16 protein-coding genes are annotated in these 16,438 nt (G+C 62.8%); 11 read left to right on the plus strand and 5 right to left on the minus strand.

Annotated elements, in window-relative coordinates; all coding sequences use genetic code 11:
- Positions 1–113: 113 nt before the first annotated feature.
- From NOX35_RS24080 to NOX35_RS24090, 3 genes are read left to right on the plus strand one after another with little or no spacing between them, the layout of a single operon-like run.
- Positions 114–2,192, plus strand: a complete 2,079-nt coding sequence (locus tag NOX35_RS24080) for a bifunctional diguanylate cyclase/phosphodiesterase (protein ID WP_256495003.1) — start codon at positions 114–116, stop codon at positions 2,190–2,192.
- Between the two features lie 45 nt (positions 2,193–2,237).
- A complete protein-coding gene (locus NOX35_RS24085; RefSeq protein ID WP_182284737.1) occupies positions 2,238–3,689 on the plus strand; it encodes an AMP nucleosidase in 1,452 nt (483 codons plus the stop codon).
- A 9-nt stretch (positions 3,690–3,698) separates the two neighbouring features.
- Positions 3,699–4,913, plus strand: a complete 1,215-nt coding sequence (locus NOX35_RS24090; RefSeq protein ID WP_256495007.1) for a GGDEF domain-containing protein — start codon at positions 3,699–3,701, stop codon at positions 4,911–4,913.
- Position 4,914: 1 nt separating this feature from the next.
- Here NOX35_RS24090 and NOX35_RS24095 read toward each other — a convergent pair whose 3' ends face one another.
- Complete coding sequence (locus NOX35_RS24095; RefSeq protein WP_182284739.1) at positions 4,915–6,507, minus strand: GMC family oxidoreductase; 1,593 nt, start codon at positions 6,505–6,507, stop codon at positions 4,915–4,917.
- A gap of 193 nt (positions 6,508–6,700) precedes the next feature.
- Between NOX35_RS24095 and NOX35_RS24100 the strand changes: the two genes are divergently transcribed.
- The 5 genes from NOX35_RS24100 to NOX35_RS24120 all read left to right on the plus strand — a co-directional run bounded on the left by NOX35_RS24100 (position 6,701) and on the right by NOX35_RS24120 (position 10,869).
- Entirely contained in the window at positions 6,701–7,549 is an 849-nt protein-coding gene (locus NOX35_RS24100) for a 3-hydroxybutyryl-CoA dehydrogenase (RefSeq protein WP_182284740.1), read from the plus strand.
- Positions 7,550–7,624: 75 nt separating this feature from the next.
- Positions 7,625–8,440, plus strand: a complete 816-nt coding sequence (locus NOX35_RS24105) for a crotonase/enoyl-CoA hydratase family protein (RefSeq protein ID WP_256495008.1) — start codon at positions 7,625–7,627, stop codon at positions 8,438–8,440.
- 21 nt (positions 8,441–8,461) lie between these two features.
- Entirely contained in the window at positions 8,462–9,787 is a 1,326-nt protein-coding gene (locus NOX35_RS24110) for a serine hydrolase (RefSeq protein ID WP_182284742.1), read from the plus strand.
- 139 nt (positions 9,788–9,926) lie between these two features.
- Positions 9,927–10,400, plus strand: a complete 474-nt coding sequence (locus NOX35_RS24115; protein ID WP_182284743.1) for a MarR family winged helix-turn-helix transcriptional regulator — start codon at positions 9,927–9,929, stop codon at positions 10,398–10,400.
- A gap of 52 nt (positions 10,401–10,452) precedes the next feature.
- The gene (locus NOX35_RS24120) at positions 10,453–10,869 is read left to right on the plus strand and encodes an organic hydroperoxide resistance protein (protein ID WP_182284744.1); all 417 of its coding nucleotides are present in this window, start codon (positions 10,453–10,455) and stop codon (positions 10,867–10,869) included.
- On the opposite strand, the gene NOX35_RS24125 is transcribed toward NOX35_RS24120, so the two are convergent.
- Positions 10,866–11,531 carry a 2'-5' RNA ligase family protein gene (locus NOX35_RS24125; RefSeq protein WP_256495009.1) on the minus strand — a complete coding sequence of 222 codons (666 nt, stop codon included), beginning with the start codon at positions 11,529–11,531 and terminating at the stop codon, positions 10,866–10,868. The two genes, NOX35_RS24120 and NOX35_RS24125, sit on opposite strands and share 4 nt — an antisense overlap.
- Positions 11,532–11,708: 177 nt before the next feature.
- Between NOX35_RS24125 and NOX35_RS24130 the strand changes: the two genes are divergently transcribed.
- Positions 11,709–12,743 carry a serine/threonine protein kinase gene (locus tag NOX35_RS24130; RefSeq protein WP_256495010.1) on the plus strand — a complete coding sequence of 345 codons (1,035 nt, stop codon included), beginning with the start codon at positions 11,709–11,711 and terminating at the stop codon, positions 12,741–12,743.
- Positions 12,744–12,751: 8 nt separating this feature from the next.
- Here the strand turns inward: NOX35_RS24130 and NOX35_RS24135 are convergent, their stop codons facing one another.
- Together NOX35_RS24135 and NOX35_RS24140 are read right to left on the minus strand one after the other, a co-directional pair.
- A complete protein-coding gene (locus tag NOX35_RS24135) occupies positions 12,752–13,213 on the minus strand; it encodes a hypothetical protein (RefSeq protein WP_182284747.1) in 462 nt (153 codons plus the stop codon).
- Positions 13,214–13,224: 11 nt separating this feature from the next.
- Positions 13,225–13,932 (minus strand): TetR/AcrR family transcriptional regulator, encoded by a 708-nt coding sequence (locus tag NOX35_RS24140; protein ID WP_256495012.1) that lies wholly within the window; start codon positions 13,930–13,932, stop codon positions 13,225–13,227.
- Between the two features lie 121 nt (positions 13,933–14,053).
- Between NOX35_RS24140 and NOX35_RS24145 the strand changes: the two genes are divergently transcribed.
- The gene (locus NOX35_RS24145) at positions 14,054–15,262 is read left to right on the plus strand and encodes an MFS transporter (protein WP_182284749.1); all 1,209 of its coding nucleotides are present in this window, start codon (positions 14,054–14,056) and stop codon (positions 15,260–15,262) included.
- 6 nt (positions 15,263–15,268) lie between these two features.
- Here NOX35_RS24145 and soxR read toward each other — a convergent pair whose 3' ends face one another.
- On the minus strand, positions 15,269–15,736 hold the full coding sequence (gene soxR / locus NOX35_RS24150; protein ID WP_182284750.1) for a redox-sensitive transcriptional activator SoxR: 468 nt from the start codon (positions 15,734–15,736) through the stop codon (positions 15,269–15,271).
- Between the two features lie 202 nt (positions 15,737–15,938).
- Here soxR and NOX35_RS24155 point away from each other — a divergent pair, with 202 nt between their 5' ends.
- Entirely contained in the window at positions 15,939–16,433 is a 495-nt protein-coding gene (locus tag NOX35_RS24155) for a RidA family protein (RefSeq protein ID WP_256495013.1), read from the plus strand.
- The last annotated feature ends 5 nt before the right edge of the window (positions 16,434–16,438 follow it).

Here is a 16,438-nt window from a genome sequence, read left to right on the forward strand (position 1 = left end):
TAGTCTTTGCAAGTTGTCTATAAAGCAATTCAGAATCCCTTATCGTGATGGACATCTCATGTTCGAGGCTGACCTGATTCCTATATAAATACTCCCAGAAAAAAGGGAGGCGCATGCCTGATACGTTGATAGCACAGCAACCGAGGGATGAGGACGCCATTCTTCGACTGGTGGCCGATACAGCGCCCGCTATGCTGGCTTATTTTGATGCCGACACACGCGCCTGTCGCTTTGCCAACGCGCGCTATGCAGAGCACTTTGGTCACACCATGCAAAGCATAGTGGGCATGGATGTGCGTGACATTGTGGGCGAGCTGGTCTGGACACAGATCGAACCTTATCTGGACTCCGTGACCGTCGACAACACACAGACGCTGCGCTACACCCGTCAGGTCGAAAACGAGATTGGCCGGCTGCAGCACATCGAGGCAGTACTGCGCCCCCATGAAGAAAAAGGCGTACTCAAGGGCGTTGTGGCGCTGATGACCGATGTCAGCCACCACCATCTGGCGTCACAGCAGATACGCGACAGCGAAGAGCGCATGCGCAAATTCGCAGCGATCACCACCGAGGCCATCGTGCTGCATCGTGACGGAATCATCACGGACGGCAATGACGCACTTGCCCGGCTGGTTGGCTACTCGCTTGACGAGCTGCGCGGCACGCCGGTTCTCGACTACGTGGCACCTGAAGCGCGCCTGCGGGCGCTGCAGAACATGCGCAGCGAGCGAGAAGATCGCCTCGAGTCCGTGATCATTCACAAAAACGGCCAGCTCATCCCCGTCGAGATAGAGGCTTCCACCATGCCAGGAGAAAAGGACAGGCATCGCATCGTCCTGCTGCGCGACCTGACCGCAAACCTCCAGACCCGCCAGCGCATGGACTATCTGACCCAGCATGACCTGCTGACACATCTGCCCAACCGGGCACGCCTCAACCATTTGCTGGCCGACGCCATCGCCAGGGCTGCCGGCGAGCAATCGCGGCTGGCGGTGCTGTCGCTGGACCTGGACCAGTTCAAGGCAGTGAATGATTCGCTCAGTCATCAGGCAGGGGATCTGCTGCTGTGCGAGCTTGCAAAGCGGCTCCGAAGCACTGTAGGTGCTCAGGACATCGTGGCCCGCACCGGCAGCGACGACTTTGTGGTCGTGCTGCCCGACAACCCCGGCCTGCTGGAGACGGAGGCCCTGCTGACGCGGCTTCGGGCCACGGCAGAGGCTCCCTACCTGATCGAAGGGACTCAACTGGTGATCTCCGTGAGTGTCGGCATCGCCATGTATCCCAAGGACGGGAAATGTCCGGCGTCCCTGCTGAGCAATTCCGAGGCCGCCATGCAGATGGCCAAGAGTCACGGCCGCAGCTTCTCCCAGTTCTACACTCCTGCGCTCGAAAGCCGGGCCACACGCATGCTGATGCAGGAGCAAATGCTGCGCAACGCCGTGGAACGCGGTGAGTTCGAGCTGCATTACCAGCCGCAGACCCTCATGCAGACGGGCAAGCTTTCAGGCTTCGAAGCCCTGGTGCGCTGGAAGCACCCGCACCGTGGGCTGGTCTCGCCCGACGAGTTCATCGGCTTTGCCGAAAACCGGGGGCTGATCGCAGCAGTGGACCGCTGGGTGCTCTATCAGGCCTGCCGTCAAGCCCGTGCCTGGCAGCAGCAAGGATTCCCCCCCATCCCTGTGGCAGTCAACCTGTCGGCGCAGGAATTCCGCCAGCGCGATGTCGTCAAGGAAGTGGCGCAGGCACTGGCCGACACGGGGCTGGACGCCAGCTATCTGCATATCGAGGTCACAGAAACCACGCTGATGCTCTCGGGCAACCAGATGCAGCAGACTCTGCATGCCCTCAAGGCACTGGGCGTGGGACTGGCGATCGACGATTTCGGCACCGGCTACTCGTCTCTTGCCTATCTGCGCAAGCACCCCATAGACCGGCTCAAGATCGACCGTTCGTTCGTGACCGATCTGCCCCACAACCCGGATGCAGCGGCCATTGTCAATGCCATCGTGCAGATGGGCCAGAGCCTGCATCTGGAGATTCTGGCCGAGGGTGTGGAAAGCACTGAACAGCTGCAACTTTTGAGAGAGATGGGCTGTGCCATGATGCAAGGGTTTCTCGTGTCAGCGCCATTACCTGCCGAGCAGGCTTCGGCATGGATGTCGCAACACTGTCAACTGCTACAAAGACAATAGTGCATGGCCTCGAATACACCGACACCCTCTCATAAAAGCAGCAGCATGTTTCATACAGATGCCCCTCAGGCATTGGCCCATGTTCAGCAGCTGTACCGCGAGCAAATCGACCATCTGCGAGCTGCCATGCAGCGTTTCGTGGCGGGTGAAACTCCGGCTGCGCCCATCCATGCCTACTACCCGTTTGTACGCATCAAGACCACCACGGTGGCGCAAGCCGATACCAAGCTGACCTACGGCTTTGTGGAAGGCCCCGGCACCTACGAGGCCACGCTGACCCGGCCCGACCTGTTTGCCAGCTACTTCGGCGAGCAGCTGCGCCTGCTGATCCTTCACCACCAGGTCCCCATCGAAGTAGGCCTCAGCGACAAACCCATCCCCATCCATTTCTCGTTCGCCGACAACGACCATATCGAAGGCTCGCTCTCGCTAGAGCGCCGCATGCTGATGCGCGATGTGTTCGATCTGCCGGATCTGGAATCCATGGACGACGGCATCGCCAACGGCACCTGGCGCGCGGCGGCCGGCGAGGCCCTGCCTCTGTCGCTGTTCACCGCGCCGCGCGTGGATTACTCGCTGCACCGCCTGCGCCACTACACAGGCACGGCCCCCGACTGGTTCCAGAACTTCGTGCTGTTCACCAACTACCAGTTCTACATCGACGAATTCATCCGCCTGGGCCATGCCGAAATGGCCAAGGAGGACAGCGAATACATCGCCTTTGTCGAGCCCGGCAATGTGGTGACCCGCCGCGCGGGCCTTCCCGCGGAAGCCGTCGACGAGCTCGGGAATGCGCCGCCGCGCCTGCCGCAGATGCCGGGCTACCACCTGGTGCGCGCGGACAACAGCGGCATCACCATGGTCAATATCGGGGTGGGCCCGGCCAATGCCAAGACCATCACCGACCATATCGCCGTGCTGCGCCCTCATGCCTGGATGATGCTGGGCCACTGCGCGGGCCTGCGCAACAGCCAGCAACTGGGCGACTATGTGCTGGCTCACGCCTATGTGCGTGAAGACCATGTGCTGGACGAAGAACTTCCTCTGTGGGTGCCGATCCCGGCGCTGGCCGAAATCCAGGTCGCGCTGCAGCAGGCCGTGGCCGACGTGACGCAGATGGAGCGTGTCGACCTCAAACGCATCATGCGCACCGGCACCGTGGCCAGCACCGACAACCGCAACTGGGAGCTGCTGCCCGACAACCTGCCTCAGCGCCGCTTCAGCCAGAGCCGCGCCGTGGCGCTGGACATGGAATCGGCCACCATTGCCGCCAACGGCTTCCGCTTCCGCGTGCCCTATGGCACTTTGCTGTGCGTCAGCGACAAGCCGCTGCACGGTGAGATCAAGCTGCCCGGCATGGCCAACCATTTCTATCGCGAGCGTGTGGATCAGCACCTGCGCATCGGCATGCGTGCCGTCGACATACTGCGCGAAGGTGGCTCCGACCGCCTGCACAGCCGCAAGCTGCGCAGCTTTGACGAAGTGGCCTTCCAGTAAAGCCCAGCCATGCCGGAGACCGACCAGTTTTCCATGACATTGATGGTGGCCGTCAATTTGATGACGGTCGCTTTTGCACTGCCATGGTTTATGGGTCAGCAAATGAGCCGGGCAACCAGAAATGCTCAGCAATTCCTGCTGTTGCAGGGGCTGGCCTGGCTGCTCGTCTTCTGCGCCGGGCATGTACTACCCTTCACATGGAATGCGCTGCTGTCGATCTCCAGTGCCGCTGTTGCAACCAGTGCGCTGTGGCAGCTGCACAAAGCACTCAAGGGCTGGCTTGGACCTCGCAACAAGATACTCACCCGTTCCCTGGCCGTGCTGTGCCTGCTGACACTTGCGGGCGTGCTGGTTCTGATTGAGAGCAAGCCCTACCGGCTGGCCTGGTTCAATGTCGGCTACGGCTTGAGCCTTGCCACTCTGGTCTGCCTGAGCTTATCGCCGCAAACCAACTCCGCCACTGCCTGGCGATACCTGCTACTGGGTGCAGGCCTTTGCGTCGCAAGCATTCTGGTTATACGCGGCTACTTCACCTTGCACGCTCCCTGGCTGCACAGCTTTGCAGAGGAACCCAGTCCACATATATTGCTTTCGTGGCTGATCCCCATGGGTTCCGCCATTCTTTTCGTATCGATCCTGATGGCCTGCCGTGACGAAGAAGTCCGTCAGCGATCCGCAAACTCACCAGAGGACAGCCTGACCGGCCTGCCGCTGCGCCAGGCCATCAAGAACCAGGCCCGCGTCATGCTTAACAGAGCTCGGCGCGAAGGCCTGCCGCTGGCCTTGATTCTGATCGACATGGATCACTTTTCCCAGGTCAACAGCCGCCATGGCTATCAGGCTGGAGACGCGGCGCTGCAGCTCATGTCACGCACTCTGCGAAAGCAGATGCGCGGCGACGAGGTCGTAGCCAGATGGAAGGGGGAATCCTTTTGCCTGCTGATTCATGCCGACCAGTTGGGTGTCATGTCGCTGCTGACTCGCATCCAGTCCGCATTCCAGATCGGCGCGCAGTACGAACTGCAGATGGATCTGGACTTCAGCGCGGGTTGTGCCCTGGTCCCCTCCGCCTGGAAGAGCCTGAGCCTCAACGAGCTGGCCAGTCATGCCGGCGCCGCCCTGCAACAGGCCAAAAATCAGGGCCGGGGAAGGGTGGAATGCTCCACTCTGACGCCTCCGCCCGACGAGGATCATGCACCCTCCGACCTGGCTCCGCTGACCTGATTCAGCACTCGGCCTTGATCAGATCGGACGCCTTCTCGGCAATCATGATGGTCGGCGCATTGGTATTGCCGCTCACGATGCGCGGCATGACCGAGGCATCGACCACGCGCAGCCCTTGCACCCCATGCACCCGCAACCGTGCATCGACCACATCCTTCGCGCCAGGCCCCATGCGGCAGCTTCCCACGGGGTGATAGATGGTGTCGGCGTAATTGCGGATGAACTGCTCGATCTCCGCATCGCTGCGCGCCTGTGCCGAATGCTCCAGCTCCCGCCCCTCGAAACGAGCCAGCGCAGGCTGCCCGAGAATTTCGCGCATGCGGCGTACACCGCACACCATGCGCTGCATATCGTCGGCCTCGGCAAAGAAGGCCGGGTCTATGAGCGGCATGGCTCTGGCATCGGCACAGGCCAGCTTCACGCTGCCCCGACTTCTTGGCTGCAGCAGACATACATGGCAGGAATAACCGTGGCCCAGCACCGTCTTGCGACCATGGTCGACCAGCTTGCCCACCACAAAATGCAGTTGCAGATCGGGCGCGTGCTCCTGCGGCCGGCTGCGGATAAAACCGCCTGCCTCTGCAAAGTTGCTGGTCAGCATGCCCCTGCGCTCATGGCGCCAGCGTCCTATGCCCTGCCAGACATTCCTGAGGCCGGCAAGCGACAGACCAAAGCTGTCCGTCATCTGCGGGCCGTCCACCACTTGCACCACATCGGGGTGGTCATGCAAATGCTCGCCGACACCGGGAAGGTGATGCACGACATCAACGCCTGTTTGCTGCAGATGCTCGCCCGGCCCTATGCCCGAGAGCATCAGCAACTGCGGCGACTGCAGTGCGCCGGCACAGAGCAGCACCTCGCGCCGGCAGCGCAGTTCCCGGGTCTGACCACCCTGCACATACTCCACTCCGACAGCTCGGCGACCTTCCATCAGCACCCGCAGCACCTGCACTCCGGTCAGGATTTCCAGATTGGGCCTGCTGCCTCGCACCGGGGTCAGATAAGCCTTGGCCGCACTGCAGCGCTCGCCATTGCGGTGCGTGACCTGGTACAGGCCTACTCCCTCCTGAATTTCACCATTGAAATCGTGGTTGTGCGCATGGCCGGCCTGCACGCCCGCCCGCACAAAGGCCTGCGCCAGCGGGTTCGGATCGCAGAGATCGGAGACATGCAAAGGGCCGCTTGCGCCATGCAGAGCATCTGCACCGCGCGTATTGCATTCGGCCTTCAGAAAATAGGGCAGAACATCGCTCCAGCCCCAACCTGGATTGCCCTGAGCGCTCCAATATTCGTAGTCCGCAGGCTGGCCACGCAGATAGATCATGGCATTGATGGAGCTGGAGCCGCCCAGCACCTTGCCGCGCGGCTGGTAGCCTCGCCGACCATTGAGACCGGCCTGCGGCACCGTGCTCATGGCCCAGTTGAAGTTTTTCTGCTTGGCCATCAGCGCCAGCCCTGCCGGGCAATGGATCAGCACGCTTTTGTCTTCGCCACCAGCCTCCAGCAAGGTCACGGTGACCTGCGGGTTCTCGCTGAGTCTGGCGGCCAACACCGCACCAGCGGAGCCGCCTCCCACCACCAGATAGTCACGCATGTCGGCACTCCTTTTGCCGCGAATTCTGACCAGCGGTCTGCAGCAGCGAAACGAGAAATAACACGGTCGTGCAGAAAAACCTGTCACCGTTATGACTCCTAACACGCCAACCATGCCCGACTAGGGTCAAACCCGGTCAGAACCGGGATAACATTTTCCAGTTCAATCGCACTTATCTGAATGGAGACAAAAAATGGCAATCCAAACCGTAGGCATCATCGGCGCCGGCACCATGGGCAACGGCATCGCGCAGGCTTGCGCCGTGTCTGGCATCGACGTGGTGATGGTGGACATCTCCGACGCCGCCGTACAAAAAGGCCTGGCCACCGTGGCCGGCAGCCTGGACCGCCTGATCAAGAAGGAAAAGATCAGCGAAGCCGACAAAAACGCAGCGCTGGCACGCATCAAGACCTCGACCAGCTACGACGATCTGAAATCGGCCCAGTTGGTGATCGAAGCCGCCACCGAGAACTACGAGCTCAAGGTCAAGATCCTCAAGCAGCTCGATACCCTGCTGGCACAGGACGTAATCGTTGCCACCAACACCTCGTCCATCTCCATCACCCAGCTGGCGGCCGCCACCCAGCGTGCCGACAAGTTCATCGGCATGCATTTCTTCAACCCCGTGCCCATGATGGCCCTGGTGGAGATCATCCGCGGCCTGCAGACCAGCGACGCCACCCACGATGCGGTCAAGGCCTTGTCGGAAAAACTGGGCAAGTCGCCCATCACCGTCAAGAACGCTCCCGGCTTTGTGGTCAACCGCATTCTGGTGCCCATGATCAACGAGGCCTTCCAGGTGCTCAGCGAAGGCACGGCCTCGGCCGAGGACATCGACGCCGGCATGAAGCTGGGCTGCAACCAGCCGATTGGCCCGCTGGCCCTGGCCGACATGATCGGTCTGGACGTCTGCCTGGCCGTGATGGAGGTCTACCTCAAGGAATTCGGCGACAGCAAGTACCGCCCCTGCTTCCTGCTGCGCGAAATGGTGGCCGCCGGCCGTCTGGGCCGCAAGACCGGCCAGGGTGTTTACACCTACTAAATCGCCGGCCTTCAGGTCTTGTGCGCGACTGCAGCGGCTGCGACAGCCGTCTAAGGTTGCAGCAGGAGACCTGCCATGCAAATCGACCAGCCCAGCCCTCCACCCGAGGGCTGCATTTCCTGTGAAGTCCGCGGCCATGTGCTGCTGATAGGCATCAACCGTCCGGCCAAGCGCAATGGCTGGACGCCGGCCATGTTCCAGCAACTGGGAGAGGCCTATACCCGACTCGACGACGAGCCTGAGCTGCGCGTAGGCCTGCTCCATGCTTTCGGCGATCATTTCACGGCGGGGCTGGATCTGCCCGTCATCGCCGAATTCATGAAAAGCGGCCAGAAGGTCATCCCTGCAGGTCTCGTGGAGCCTCATGACTATGGCCTGCCCGGCTATCGCCGCCGCACCAAGCCCATGGTCGCCGCCGTCAAGGGCATCTGCTTTACCGTCGGCATAGAACTGATGCTGGGCGCCGATATCGTCGTCGCTGCCGACAGCAGCCGCTTCGCACAGATGGAAGTGCAGCGCTGCATCATGCCCACGGGCGGCGCCACGCTGCGCATGCCCGAACGCGCCGGCGTGGGCAATGCCATGCTGCATCTGCTGACCGGCGACGCCTTCGATGCGGCCGAGGCCCTGCGCTGCCACTTTGTGCAAAAAGTCGTGCCTGCTGGCAAGGAACTGGACGAGGCTTTTCGCATTGCCGAGCGCATCGCCGCCCAGGCGCCGCAGGCCGTGGTGGCCACGCGCCTCAATGTCCTCAAGGCCATAGAGCTGGGCCAGGCCGCTGCCGTGGCCGATTTCATTCCCGTGCAGCAGCGCCTGGCCAACAGCGAGGACGCCGCCGAAGGCGTGCGCTCCTTCATCGAGAAACGCCCAGCCCGTTTTACCGGTCGTTAACCCCAAGTCCAAGAGGTGATGATGAGTTTGAAGTCTTTTACGCGCAAAACGCTCGCCCCGCTTGCGCTGACAGCTATGGTTTCTGCAGTCCATGCGCAGGCTGCCGCACCCGCGTTGCCCGACCCGGCCAGCACCAGCGTGCAGGCCATGGGCTGGATGCAGGGCTTTCCGCCCGCTGCCGACAAGCTCATCACCTTCGACAATCCCGTGGGCAATACCTTTCCCCGCATACGCTGGACCTTCTCGCATATCCGCGAAATCACGCCCACGGCCAATGTCTGGCGCGGCCCGGGCGCTCCCAGCGCCCTGCGCTCGGCTCCGGTCGACATCGAGCAAGTGCGCTTCAAGGTCATGGGCACAGGCGAGGAGCTGACGTTTGCCCAGGCACTGGAGCGCAACTACACCGACGGCATTCTGGTCATGCACAAGGGCCGCGTGATCTATGAAAAATATCTGGGCGCGTTGGAGCCGCAGCGCCCGCACCTGGCCATGTCGGTCACCAAGTCCTTTGTCGGCACCCTGGCCGCGCTGCTGGCCCATGAAGGCACCATCAAGCCCGAGGCACCGGTGACCGACTATCTGCCCGAGATGAAGAACACCGCCTATGGCGACGCCACGGTGCGCCAGGTGATGGATATGACGATCGGCGTGAAGTACTCCGAGAACTACGCCGACCCCAAGGCCGAAGTCTGGGACTACGCCCGTGCCGGCGGCATGATGCCCCAGGGCAAGGACTATGCCGGCCCCAGGAGCTTCTACGAATTTCTGCAGACCCTGCAGAAAGAGGGCGAGCATGACCAGGGCTTTGCCTACAAGACAGTCAACGCCGAAGTCCTGGCCTGGATCGTGCGCCGCGCCAGCGGCAAGCCTCTGGCCCAGCTGCTGTCCGAGCGCATCTGGAGCCGCATCGGTGCCGAGCAGGACGCCTACTTCATGGTGGATCGCATAGGTACGGAATCGGGCGGCGGCGGCCTCAACACCACGCTGCGCGACCTGGCCCGCTTCGGCGAGCTGATGCGCAACGAAGGCCGCGCCGCCAGCGGCCAGCAGGTGCTGCCCAGGGCCGTGGTTCAGGACATCCGTCGCGGCGCCGACCCGGCCAAGTTTGTCAAGGCCGGTTATGCCACGCTGCCTGGCTGGTCGTATCGCAATATGTGGTGGGTCTCGCACAACCCCAACGGGGCCTATATGGCGCGCGGCATTCACGGTCAGGCCATCTACATCGACCCCAAGGCCCAGATGGTGGTGGTGCGCTATGCCTCCCACCCGATTGCGGGCAATGCGGGCATAGACCCGACCAGCCTGCCCATGTACCAGGCGCTGGCCGATGCGCTGACCGCCCGTTAGGCACGAGACAGCTTCAGCCGCGACAGGCTCCGCTCACGGAGCCTGTTTGCATTGCTCCGAACCTCTGCACTGTCTCCTGCGGCTTGGCGATCTGCAAATTAAATTGCACACAATTTAATTGTCTGCAATAATTCACCCCATGCGATCCGATGACGACCTTCTCCCCGACAGCTCCGAGCTGTTGCGCCTGGACAATCAGGTCTGCTTTGCGCTGTACTCGGCATCGCTGGCCATGACCAAGCTCTACAAACCCTTGCTGGATGCCATAGGCCTGACTTACCCTCAGTACCTGGTCATGCTGGTGCTCTGGGAAGGCGACCAGCTCACGGTCTCGGAACTGGGCGAGCGCCTTTACCTGGATTCAGGCACGCTGACGCCCTTGCTCAAGCGACTGGAAAGCACAGGCCTGCTGGCACGCCAGCGCGATGCACAGGACGAGCGCCGCGTGCGCATTGCCCTCACGGATACCGGCCGGGCACTTCGCGCCGAGGCCGAAAAAATACCTGCCTGCGTGCTGCAGAGCACGCAGTGCACCCTGCCCGAATTGCAGGCTCTTACGGGCCAGCTCGGCACACTGCGCGCAAGGCTGGCACCACGCCGCAGCCACTCCTGACGATTTCCTCCACCCGCCCGCATTGCCGGGCACTCTCGCAAAGGAAGACACCATGGCCCAACTCGACAAGGTTCTCTACACCGCCCACGCCCACACCACCGGCGGCCGCGAAGGCGCTTCGCGCACCGATGATGGCCGCCTGGACATCCAGCTGAGCTCGCCCGGCGGCGCCGGCAAGGGCACCAACCCCGAGCAGCTGTTTGCCGCCGGTTACTCCGCCTGCTTTATCGGCGCCATGAAGGCCGTGGCCGCTCGCCAGAAGCTGGCCCTGCCTGCCGACCTGTCGGTAGACGCAGAAGTCGATCTGGGCCCCGTGGGCGAAGTGTTCGGCATCGCCGTTCGCATGAAGATCAGCCTGCCCGGCATGGACAAGGCTGCGGCCCAGCAACTGGTGGACGCCGCTCACAAGGTCTGCCCCTACTCCAACGCCACGCGCGGCAATATCGGCGTGACGCTGACCATCGCCTAAAGCGACTCAGGCCACAGGGCACCGGGCGCTGCCGCATAGCGCCCGGTGTCCAGTTCGAAGACGCCTTCCAGCGTCAGCGGCCCGGCAATATCGGCCGTCTCATAGCGGGCCAGCGCCAGCTGCCTTGCCTCGAAAACCGGCAAGTCCTGGGTCAGTGCCAGCAACTTGTCCACAGCCTCTCGCAGCGGTAGCCGCCTCGCATAGTGGCCCAGGGTCACATGGGGAACATAGCGCCAGCCCGGCGCGGGCTCCAAGGGCACCAGCGCCGTATGCAGGCGCTGCAAGCATTCTTGCCCCCGCCCGATACCGAGATAAGGCACGGTAGTGAAGCTGCCTGCTCCCGCGAGCTGCACGGAAAACGGACTCATTCCTAAACTTTGCAGCACGGCGACATCGGCGCGCAGCGCCAGCCGGTCATATTCCCGCGCCGCATGCTCGTCCCCGCCCCGGCACAGCCCCCTATAGGCCAGCGTGACATGCGGCTGGCGCGCATGGCGCGGCAGCAAGGCATCACCGAGTCTGGATCTGGCCTGCTGCAGCAAGGACTCCAGACCATGGCCTTGCAGCATCACCACCCAGACGGCGCACCACGGGCAGCCTTTGTGCCACTCGGCAAAATCCCGGTCCTCGCAGGGCTGTGAAAGTGCTTCGCTCTCTTGCATGCGGGCAGTGTGCCAGCTTAGGCAACATGCGCGGCACCCGCACTGTTTTCCAGGGATTTCCGGCCGCCAAGATCAACCTGAGAGTCGGCAGCAGCTATCAAATCAAAAGCAATTTTGCCGACGTATGCGCTATGCCGTCCGGTTCGCAAGAGCCTGTTTGAGCCTGACAATGCGGGGATGAGCGATACCCAAGACCCTTCTCACCCCTATGCAGACCTCACGCCGGACTGCGTGATCGATGCGCTGTGCAGCACGGGCCTTATGCCGGACGGGCGGCTGACGGCGCTGAGCTCCTATGAAAACCGCGTCTATCTGGCCCACCAGGACGAGGGCGACAAGGTCGTCGCCAAGTTCTACCGCCCGGGACGCTGGAGCCGTGCCCAGATCGAGGAAGAACATGCCTTCTCCCAGGAACTGGCGGCTGGCGAGGTTCCCGTGGTGGCGCCACTGGCGCTGCAAGGGCGGACCGTGCATGAGCATGCGGGCTTTCTGTTCAGCATCAGCCCCTGGCGCGGGGGGCGCCGCCCCGAGCTGGACGACTGGGAGGTACTGGAATGGATAGGCCGGTTTCTGGCCCGCATCCACACCGTGGGGGCAACCCAGCCCTTCACGCATCGACCGGCGCTGAACCTGAAAAGCTTCGGCTACGAATCCATGCACTATCTGCTCGAGCATGAGGTCGTCGCGCTCGAAGTGCGCAGCCGCTGGCAGCAGGCTTGCGAAAAAGCTCTTTCATTGATAGCGCCATCCGCAGATGGATTAAGCGCTGCAGGCCATTTTGGCTTGCATTCTGCGACGCAGATTCGGCTGCATGGCGACTGCCACCCGGGAAACATTCTCTGGACGCCGCTGGATGACGAAGGCCACGGCGGCCCTCATTTTGTCGATCTCGACGATGCACGCAGCGGTCCCGCCGTGCAGGATCTGTGGATGCTGCTCTCGGGCGACCGCGGCCAGCAGACCCAGCAGCTGTCGGCCCTACTCGAAGGCTATGAGCAGTTCCGCAGCTTCGACCGGCGCGAGCTGGCATTGATCGAGCCGCTGCGCACCCTGCGCCTGCTGCATTACAGCGCCTGGCTGGCGCGCCGCTGGCAGGACCCGATCTTTGCCATCAACTTCCCCTGGTTCGGCAGCACCGACTACTGGCAGGGTCAGGTGGACATGCTGAACGAACAGATAGAAGCCATGCAGCAGGAGCCGCTTTACGCGTAAGGCGGCCGCTAGCAGCGCCCCTGCAAGCGGCATTCGGGCACGAGCTGCCCGCGCGCATCGCGCCATTGCACGGCATCGCCGCTCTGCACCGGGGCAGCGGGTGGCACTGGCTGCACCTCTGGCGTCTGCGGGCGATTGGGATCATGCAGCACGGTGGAGGATCCCACCCCGACACCCACGCTGGCACCACCCACGCCGGTGGAAGCGCCGACACCGGCGCTTCCCAGTACCTGCCCGCGCTGGTTGACGCCTACGCCCACACCGACAGGCCCGACGCCCGTACCGACGCCTGCGCTGAGACCGCCGCTGCCAAGGCCCACGCCCACGGAAAACGGCCCCACCGGAATCCCGACGCCCACGCCAGCTCCTACGGAGCCGCAGGCGGGCAAGGCCAGCACCAGAGCTGCGGCGCAGACCGTGCCCAGGATTCTGTGATGACCGGGCTTGATGGTGACTGGCATGGAATTCATCTCACTGACTCTCACTGACGTTTGACAGCCGCATTGTCACCGGCCGTGCCCGCAAAAAGGTTATCAATCAGCAGCTCGACCAGCGGCTTGAGGGCCAGCTTCTGCGAGCCCTCGGAGGCCAGCAGGTTGTTGTGCACCAGCGCCATCCAGAACGGGCTGGCCAGCAGCTGGGCACTGCGGCTGACCGAGCGGGTCCTGAGCTCCCCCTCTTTCACGGCCAGCGCCAGCAAGTCCTGCACATAGTTCTGCCAGGCATCAAAAGCCAGCTCTTTGTACAGTCTGGCCAGCTCGGGCGCATGCCGTGCCTCGCTGAGCACCAGACGTGCCAGCATGCCGCGCTCGCTGCTGTCCACCGCCTCCAGCGTCGGCAGCAGACTGCGGCGCAGAAAGGCACGCACCGTCTCGCCCTTGCGTCGCCTGAGCGGCTGATAGACGGCCGAGTGCCGCAGTGCGTGCTCCACCACGCCCCGCAGCAGCTCGTCCTTGGATGGGTAGTAGAGATACAGCGTGCCCTTGGCCACCTGCGCGCGGCAGGCAATACGCTCCATGGTGCTGCGTGCCACGCCGCACTCCACGAACTCGGCCAGCGCGGCCTCTGCAATCTGCTGACGGGTCTGCGCTGTCTTGTTGAGACTCGGTCCACGCGTGCGCCGCTGACGCTTTGCCGGTGTGCCGATATCCGGGTCTGCACAAGGGGCAGCCGCCGCACCATCCGCCATGCGCTGACATCCTTTTCTAGAATTCATAAAATTGACCAATTAGTCATTTTTAATAATTCTAGGTCAAGCCGACTAGCCCACACCGGACATGCGGATGACTGCCCCACCCATGCATTTCCCAATGCAATCCCGTCTGAGTCCCTATGCCTGGGTCTGCTTTTCCATGTGCGTCGGCGTCATGGGAACGGCGCTTGCCAGCCCGCTCTACCCCCTCTACCAGCAGGCCTGGGGGCTGCAGCCCAGTCATATCACGCAGATCTTCGTGACCTATATGCTGGGCGCCTTGATCAGCCTGCTGTTCCTGGGCCGTCTGACCAATCTCTTCGGTTTTCTCAAAGTGCTGCGCCTGGGACTGATGGTGATGACCGTGGGGGTCATCGGCTCGGCCCTGTCCTGGAATGCCTGGAGCCTGGGTGCTTCCCGCTTCATCATCGGCCTGGCCTCGGGCCTGATCACCACCTCGGCCTCCATAGGCATGACCCAGCTCAACAATAAGGGGGACCTGCAGCGTGCTGCAGCGACCACCAGCCTGACGATTGCCTTCGGCTTCGGCCTGGGGCCCGTGGTTGGCGGCCTGATGGCGCAATGGGTGCCTTTCCCCCTGGTCAGCAGCTATCTGCCGCCCATCGCACTGAGCTTTCTGGGCATCCATGCACTGTTCAGGATCAAGCTGCCTGCAGCCACTGCGCCCGTTCACAGCACGCCCGGCCTGACGCTGAAAGATGTTCTGCCCAGCATCTCCCAGCCGCGCAAGCCTTTTCTCTACCACTATGCGCTGGGCTGCATGGCGGCGTTTTCCGCCTTCGGCATGTTCAGCCTGTTTGCCGCCATGGCCCCCAGCTTCATGGCCCAGATGCTGCCCTGGCACGGACCTGCGGTCTCGGGCCTGTCCATCGGCGTCATCCTGTTTCTGTCGGCCGGCATCCAGCTCATCGCCCGGCCCTATCCCACCAAGCGGCTGATCATCATCGGCTTCTTCGCCCTGGCGGCGACCAATGCCCTGCTGGTTCTCAATCTGTTTGCCGGCTCGCCATGGCTGTTCGCATTGAGTGTGCTGAGCATGTCCTGCGGTCATGCACTGTGCAATCTGTCGGGCATGGCCGTGGTCAACAAGGTCTCCAAGCCCGTCAACCGCACGGGCCTGCTGTCCACCTATCTGGTCGTGGGCTATGTAGGCACCATCGTCCCCATCCTGGGCATGGGCTGGCTGTCCGACCATATCGGGCTGAGGGGTGCACTGATAGCCTTCTGTGCCTGTCTGGGCCTGCTGTCGACATTGCTGGGCCTCATCAGCACAAGGGCACGCGTGCTGCCCGTGCCGCGCCAGTGAACACGGCTATCTGAAATGCGGGCCGGCCCCCTGCGCCGCCAGACAGTCATGGTCGTTGCGCAGCGGGCAGGCCTGCAGAGACAGGCAGCCGCAGCCTATGCAGGAGTCGAGCTGATCCCTGAGCTGGGTCAGCATGGCAATGCGTGCATCGAGCTGTGACTGCCAATGCAGGGACAGACGGCTCCAGTCGGCCTTGCCGGGCACGCGGTTGGCCGGCAGATGGGCCAGTGCCTGCGCAATCTCGGCCAGGGGCACGCCCATGCGCTGAGCCACCTTGATCACGGCCACCCGTCTCAGCACCGCTCGCGCATAGCGGCGCTGGTTGCCCGCAGTGCGCGCACTCTCGATCAAGCCCTGCCGCTCATAGAAATGCAGGGCCGATACCGCCACCCCGCTGCGGCTGGCGACCTCTCCCACGCTGAGGTCCGGCATTCCCTCGGCCTCGGCCACCAGGCCGTTTCCGCATCCATTCATATCGCCAGTCTCTTCACACTGCACAGTCACCTCCCGCTGCATTCCCGTTGTCCCTGTCTGGCCCGCCATGACCGCAATCCTTTGTGGTCATACAAACCTCTTGACCTCAAGCTTAGTTGAGGTTTAACAATTCCAGCAGCTTTCGGAACAAAGGCCTGCCGCTGACGGGCCCCGCCGGACAAGCCTTGCCTGAAAGACTTTCATGGACGCCAAGCCCAGTTTCATTGCCCAAACCTCTGCCTCGCAAACACACTATCTGCAGCCCGCCGGTCTCTATGACAGCCTGCCCAATGGCTACACCCATGTGGTCACCGTCCAGGAGCCGCTGCGCTGGCTCTTCGTTTCGGGCCAGGGCGGAGAAAACGCCCTGGCAGAGCTGCCCGACAGCTTTGCCCAGCAGGCCGCGCAGGCTCTGTCCAACATCCAGACCGCCCTGGCCGCCGGCGGCGCGGACATGGGCCATGTGCTCAAGCTCACCGTGCTCATCGTCGATCATTCGCTGGAGCGCTTCGAGCACTGGCAAAGCGCCGTGAGACAGCATTGGGGCAGCGGCGAGCCCGGCGACAGGCGGCCGCGCTTTCCGGCCTGTACGCTGATTCCCGTGCCCAAGCTGGCCCTGCCCGGCATGCTGATCGAGGTGGAGGCCACGGCGGCCCTGCCCAAGGAGATGGACGCCAAAGCCGCCATTTCCACCTGACTCCC

The organism is Comamonas sp. C11 (assembly GCF_024496285.1).
Classification (GTDB): domain Bacteria; phylum Pseudomonadota; class Gammaproteobacteria; order Burkholderiales; family Burkholderiaceae_C; genus Comamonas; species Comamonas testosteroni_F.

Coding starts and splice junctions, on each gene's coding strand:
- NOX35_RS24080 (WP_256495003.1), top strand. CDS start 114: ATGCCTGATACGTTGATAGCACAGCAACCGAGGGATGAGGACGCCATT.
- NOX35_RS24085 (WP_182284737.1), top strand. CDS start 2,238: ATGTTTCATACAGATGCCCCTCAGGCATTGGCCCATGTTCAGCAGCTG.
- NOX35_RS24090 (WP_256495007.1), top strand. CDS start 3,699: ATGCCGGAGACCGACCAGTTTTCCATGACATTGATGGTGGCCGTCAAT.
- NOX35_RS24095 (WP_182284739.1), bottom strand. CDS start 6,507: ATGCGTGACTATCTGGTGGTGGGAGGCGGCTCCGCTGGTGCGGTGTTG.
- NOX35_RS24100 (WP_182284740.1), top strand. CDS start 6,701: ATGGCAATCCAAACCGTAGGCATCATCGGCGCCGGCACCATGGGCAAC.
- NOX35_RS24105 (WP_256495008.1), top strand. CDS start 7,625: ATGCAAATCGACCAGCCCAGCCCTCCACCCGAGGGCTGCATTTCCTGT.
- NOX35_RS24110 (WP_182284742.1), top strand. CDS start 8,462: ATGAGTTTGAAGTCTTTTACGCGCAAAACGCTCGCCCCGCTTGCGCTG.
- NOX35_RS24115 (WP_182284743.1), top strand. CDS start 9,927: ATGCGATCCGATGACGACCTTCTCCCCGACAGCTCCGAGCTGTTGCGC.
- NOX35_RS24120 (WP_182284744.1), top strand. CDS start 10,453: ATGGCCCAACTCGACAAGGTTCTCTACACCGCCCACGCCCACACCACC.
- NOX35_RS24125 (WP_256495009.1), bottom strand. CDS start 11,531: ATGCAAGAGAGCGAAGCACTTTCACAGCCCTGCGAGGACCGGGATTTT.
- NOX35_RS24130 (WP_256495010.1), top strand. CDS start 11,709: ATGAGCGATACCCAAGACCCTTCTCACCCCTATGCAGACCTCACGCCG.
- NOX35_RS24135 (WP_182284747.1), bottom strand. CDS start 13,213: ATGAATTCCATGCCAGTCACCATCAAGCCCGGTCATCACAGAATCCTG.
- NOX35_RS24140 (WP_256495012.1), bottom strand. CDS start 13,932: ATGGCGGATGGTGCGGCGGCTGCCCCTTGTGCAGACCCGGATATCGGC.
- NOX35_RS24145 (WP_182284749.1), top strand. CDS start 14,054: ATGCAATCCCGTCTGAGTCCCTATGCCTGGGTCTGCTTTTCCATGTGC.
- soxR (WP_182284750.1), bottom strand. CDS start 15,736: ATGAATGGATGCGGAAACGGCCTGGTGGCCGAGGCCGAGGGAATGCCG.
- NOX35_RS24155 (WP_256495013.1), top strand. CDS start 15,939: ATGGACGCCAAGCCCAGTTTCATTGCCCAAACCTCTGCCTCGCAAACA.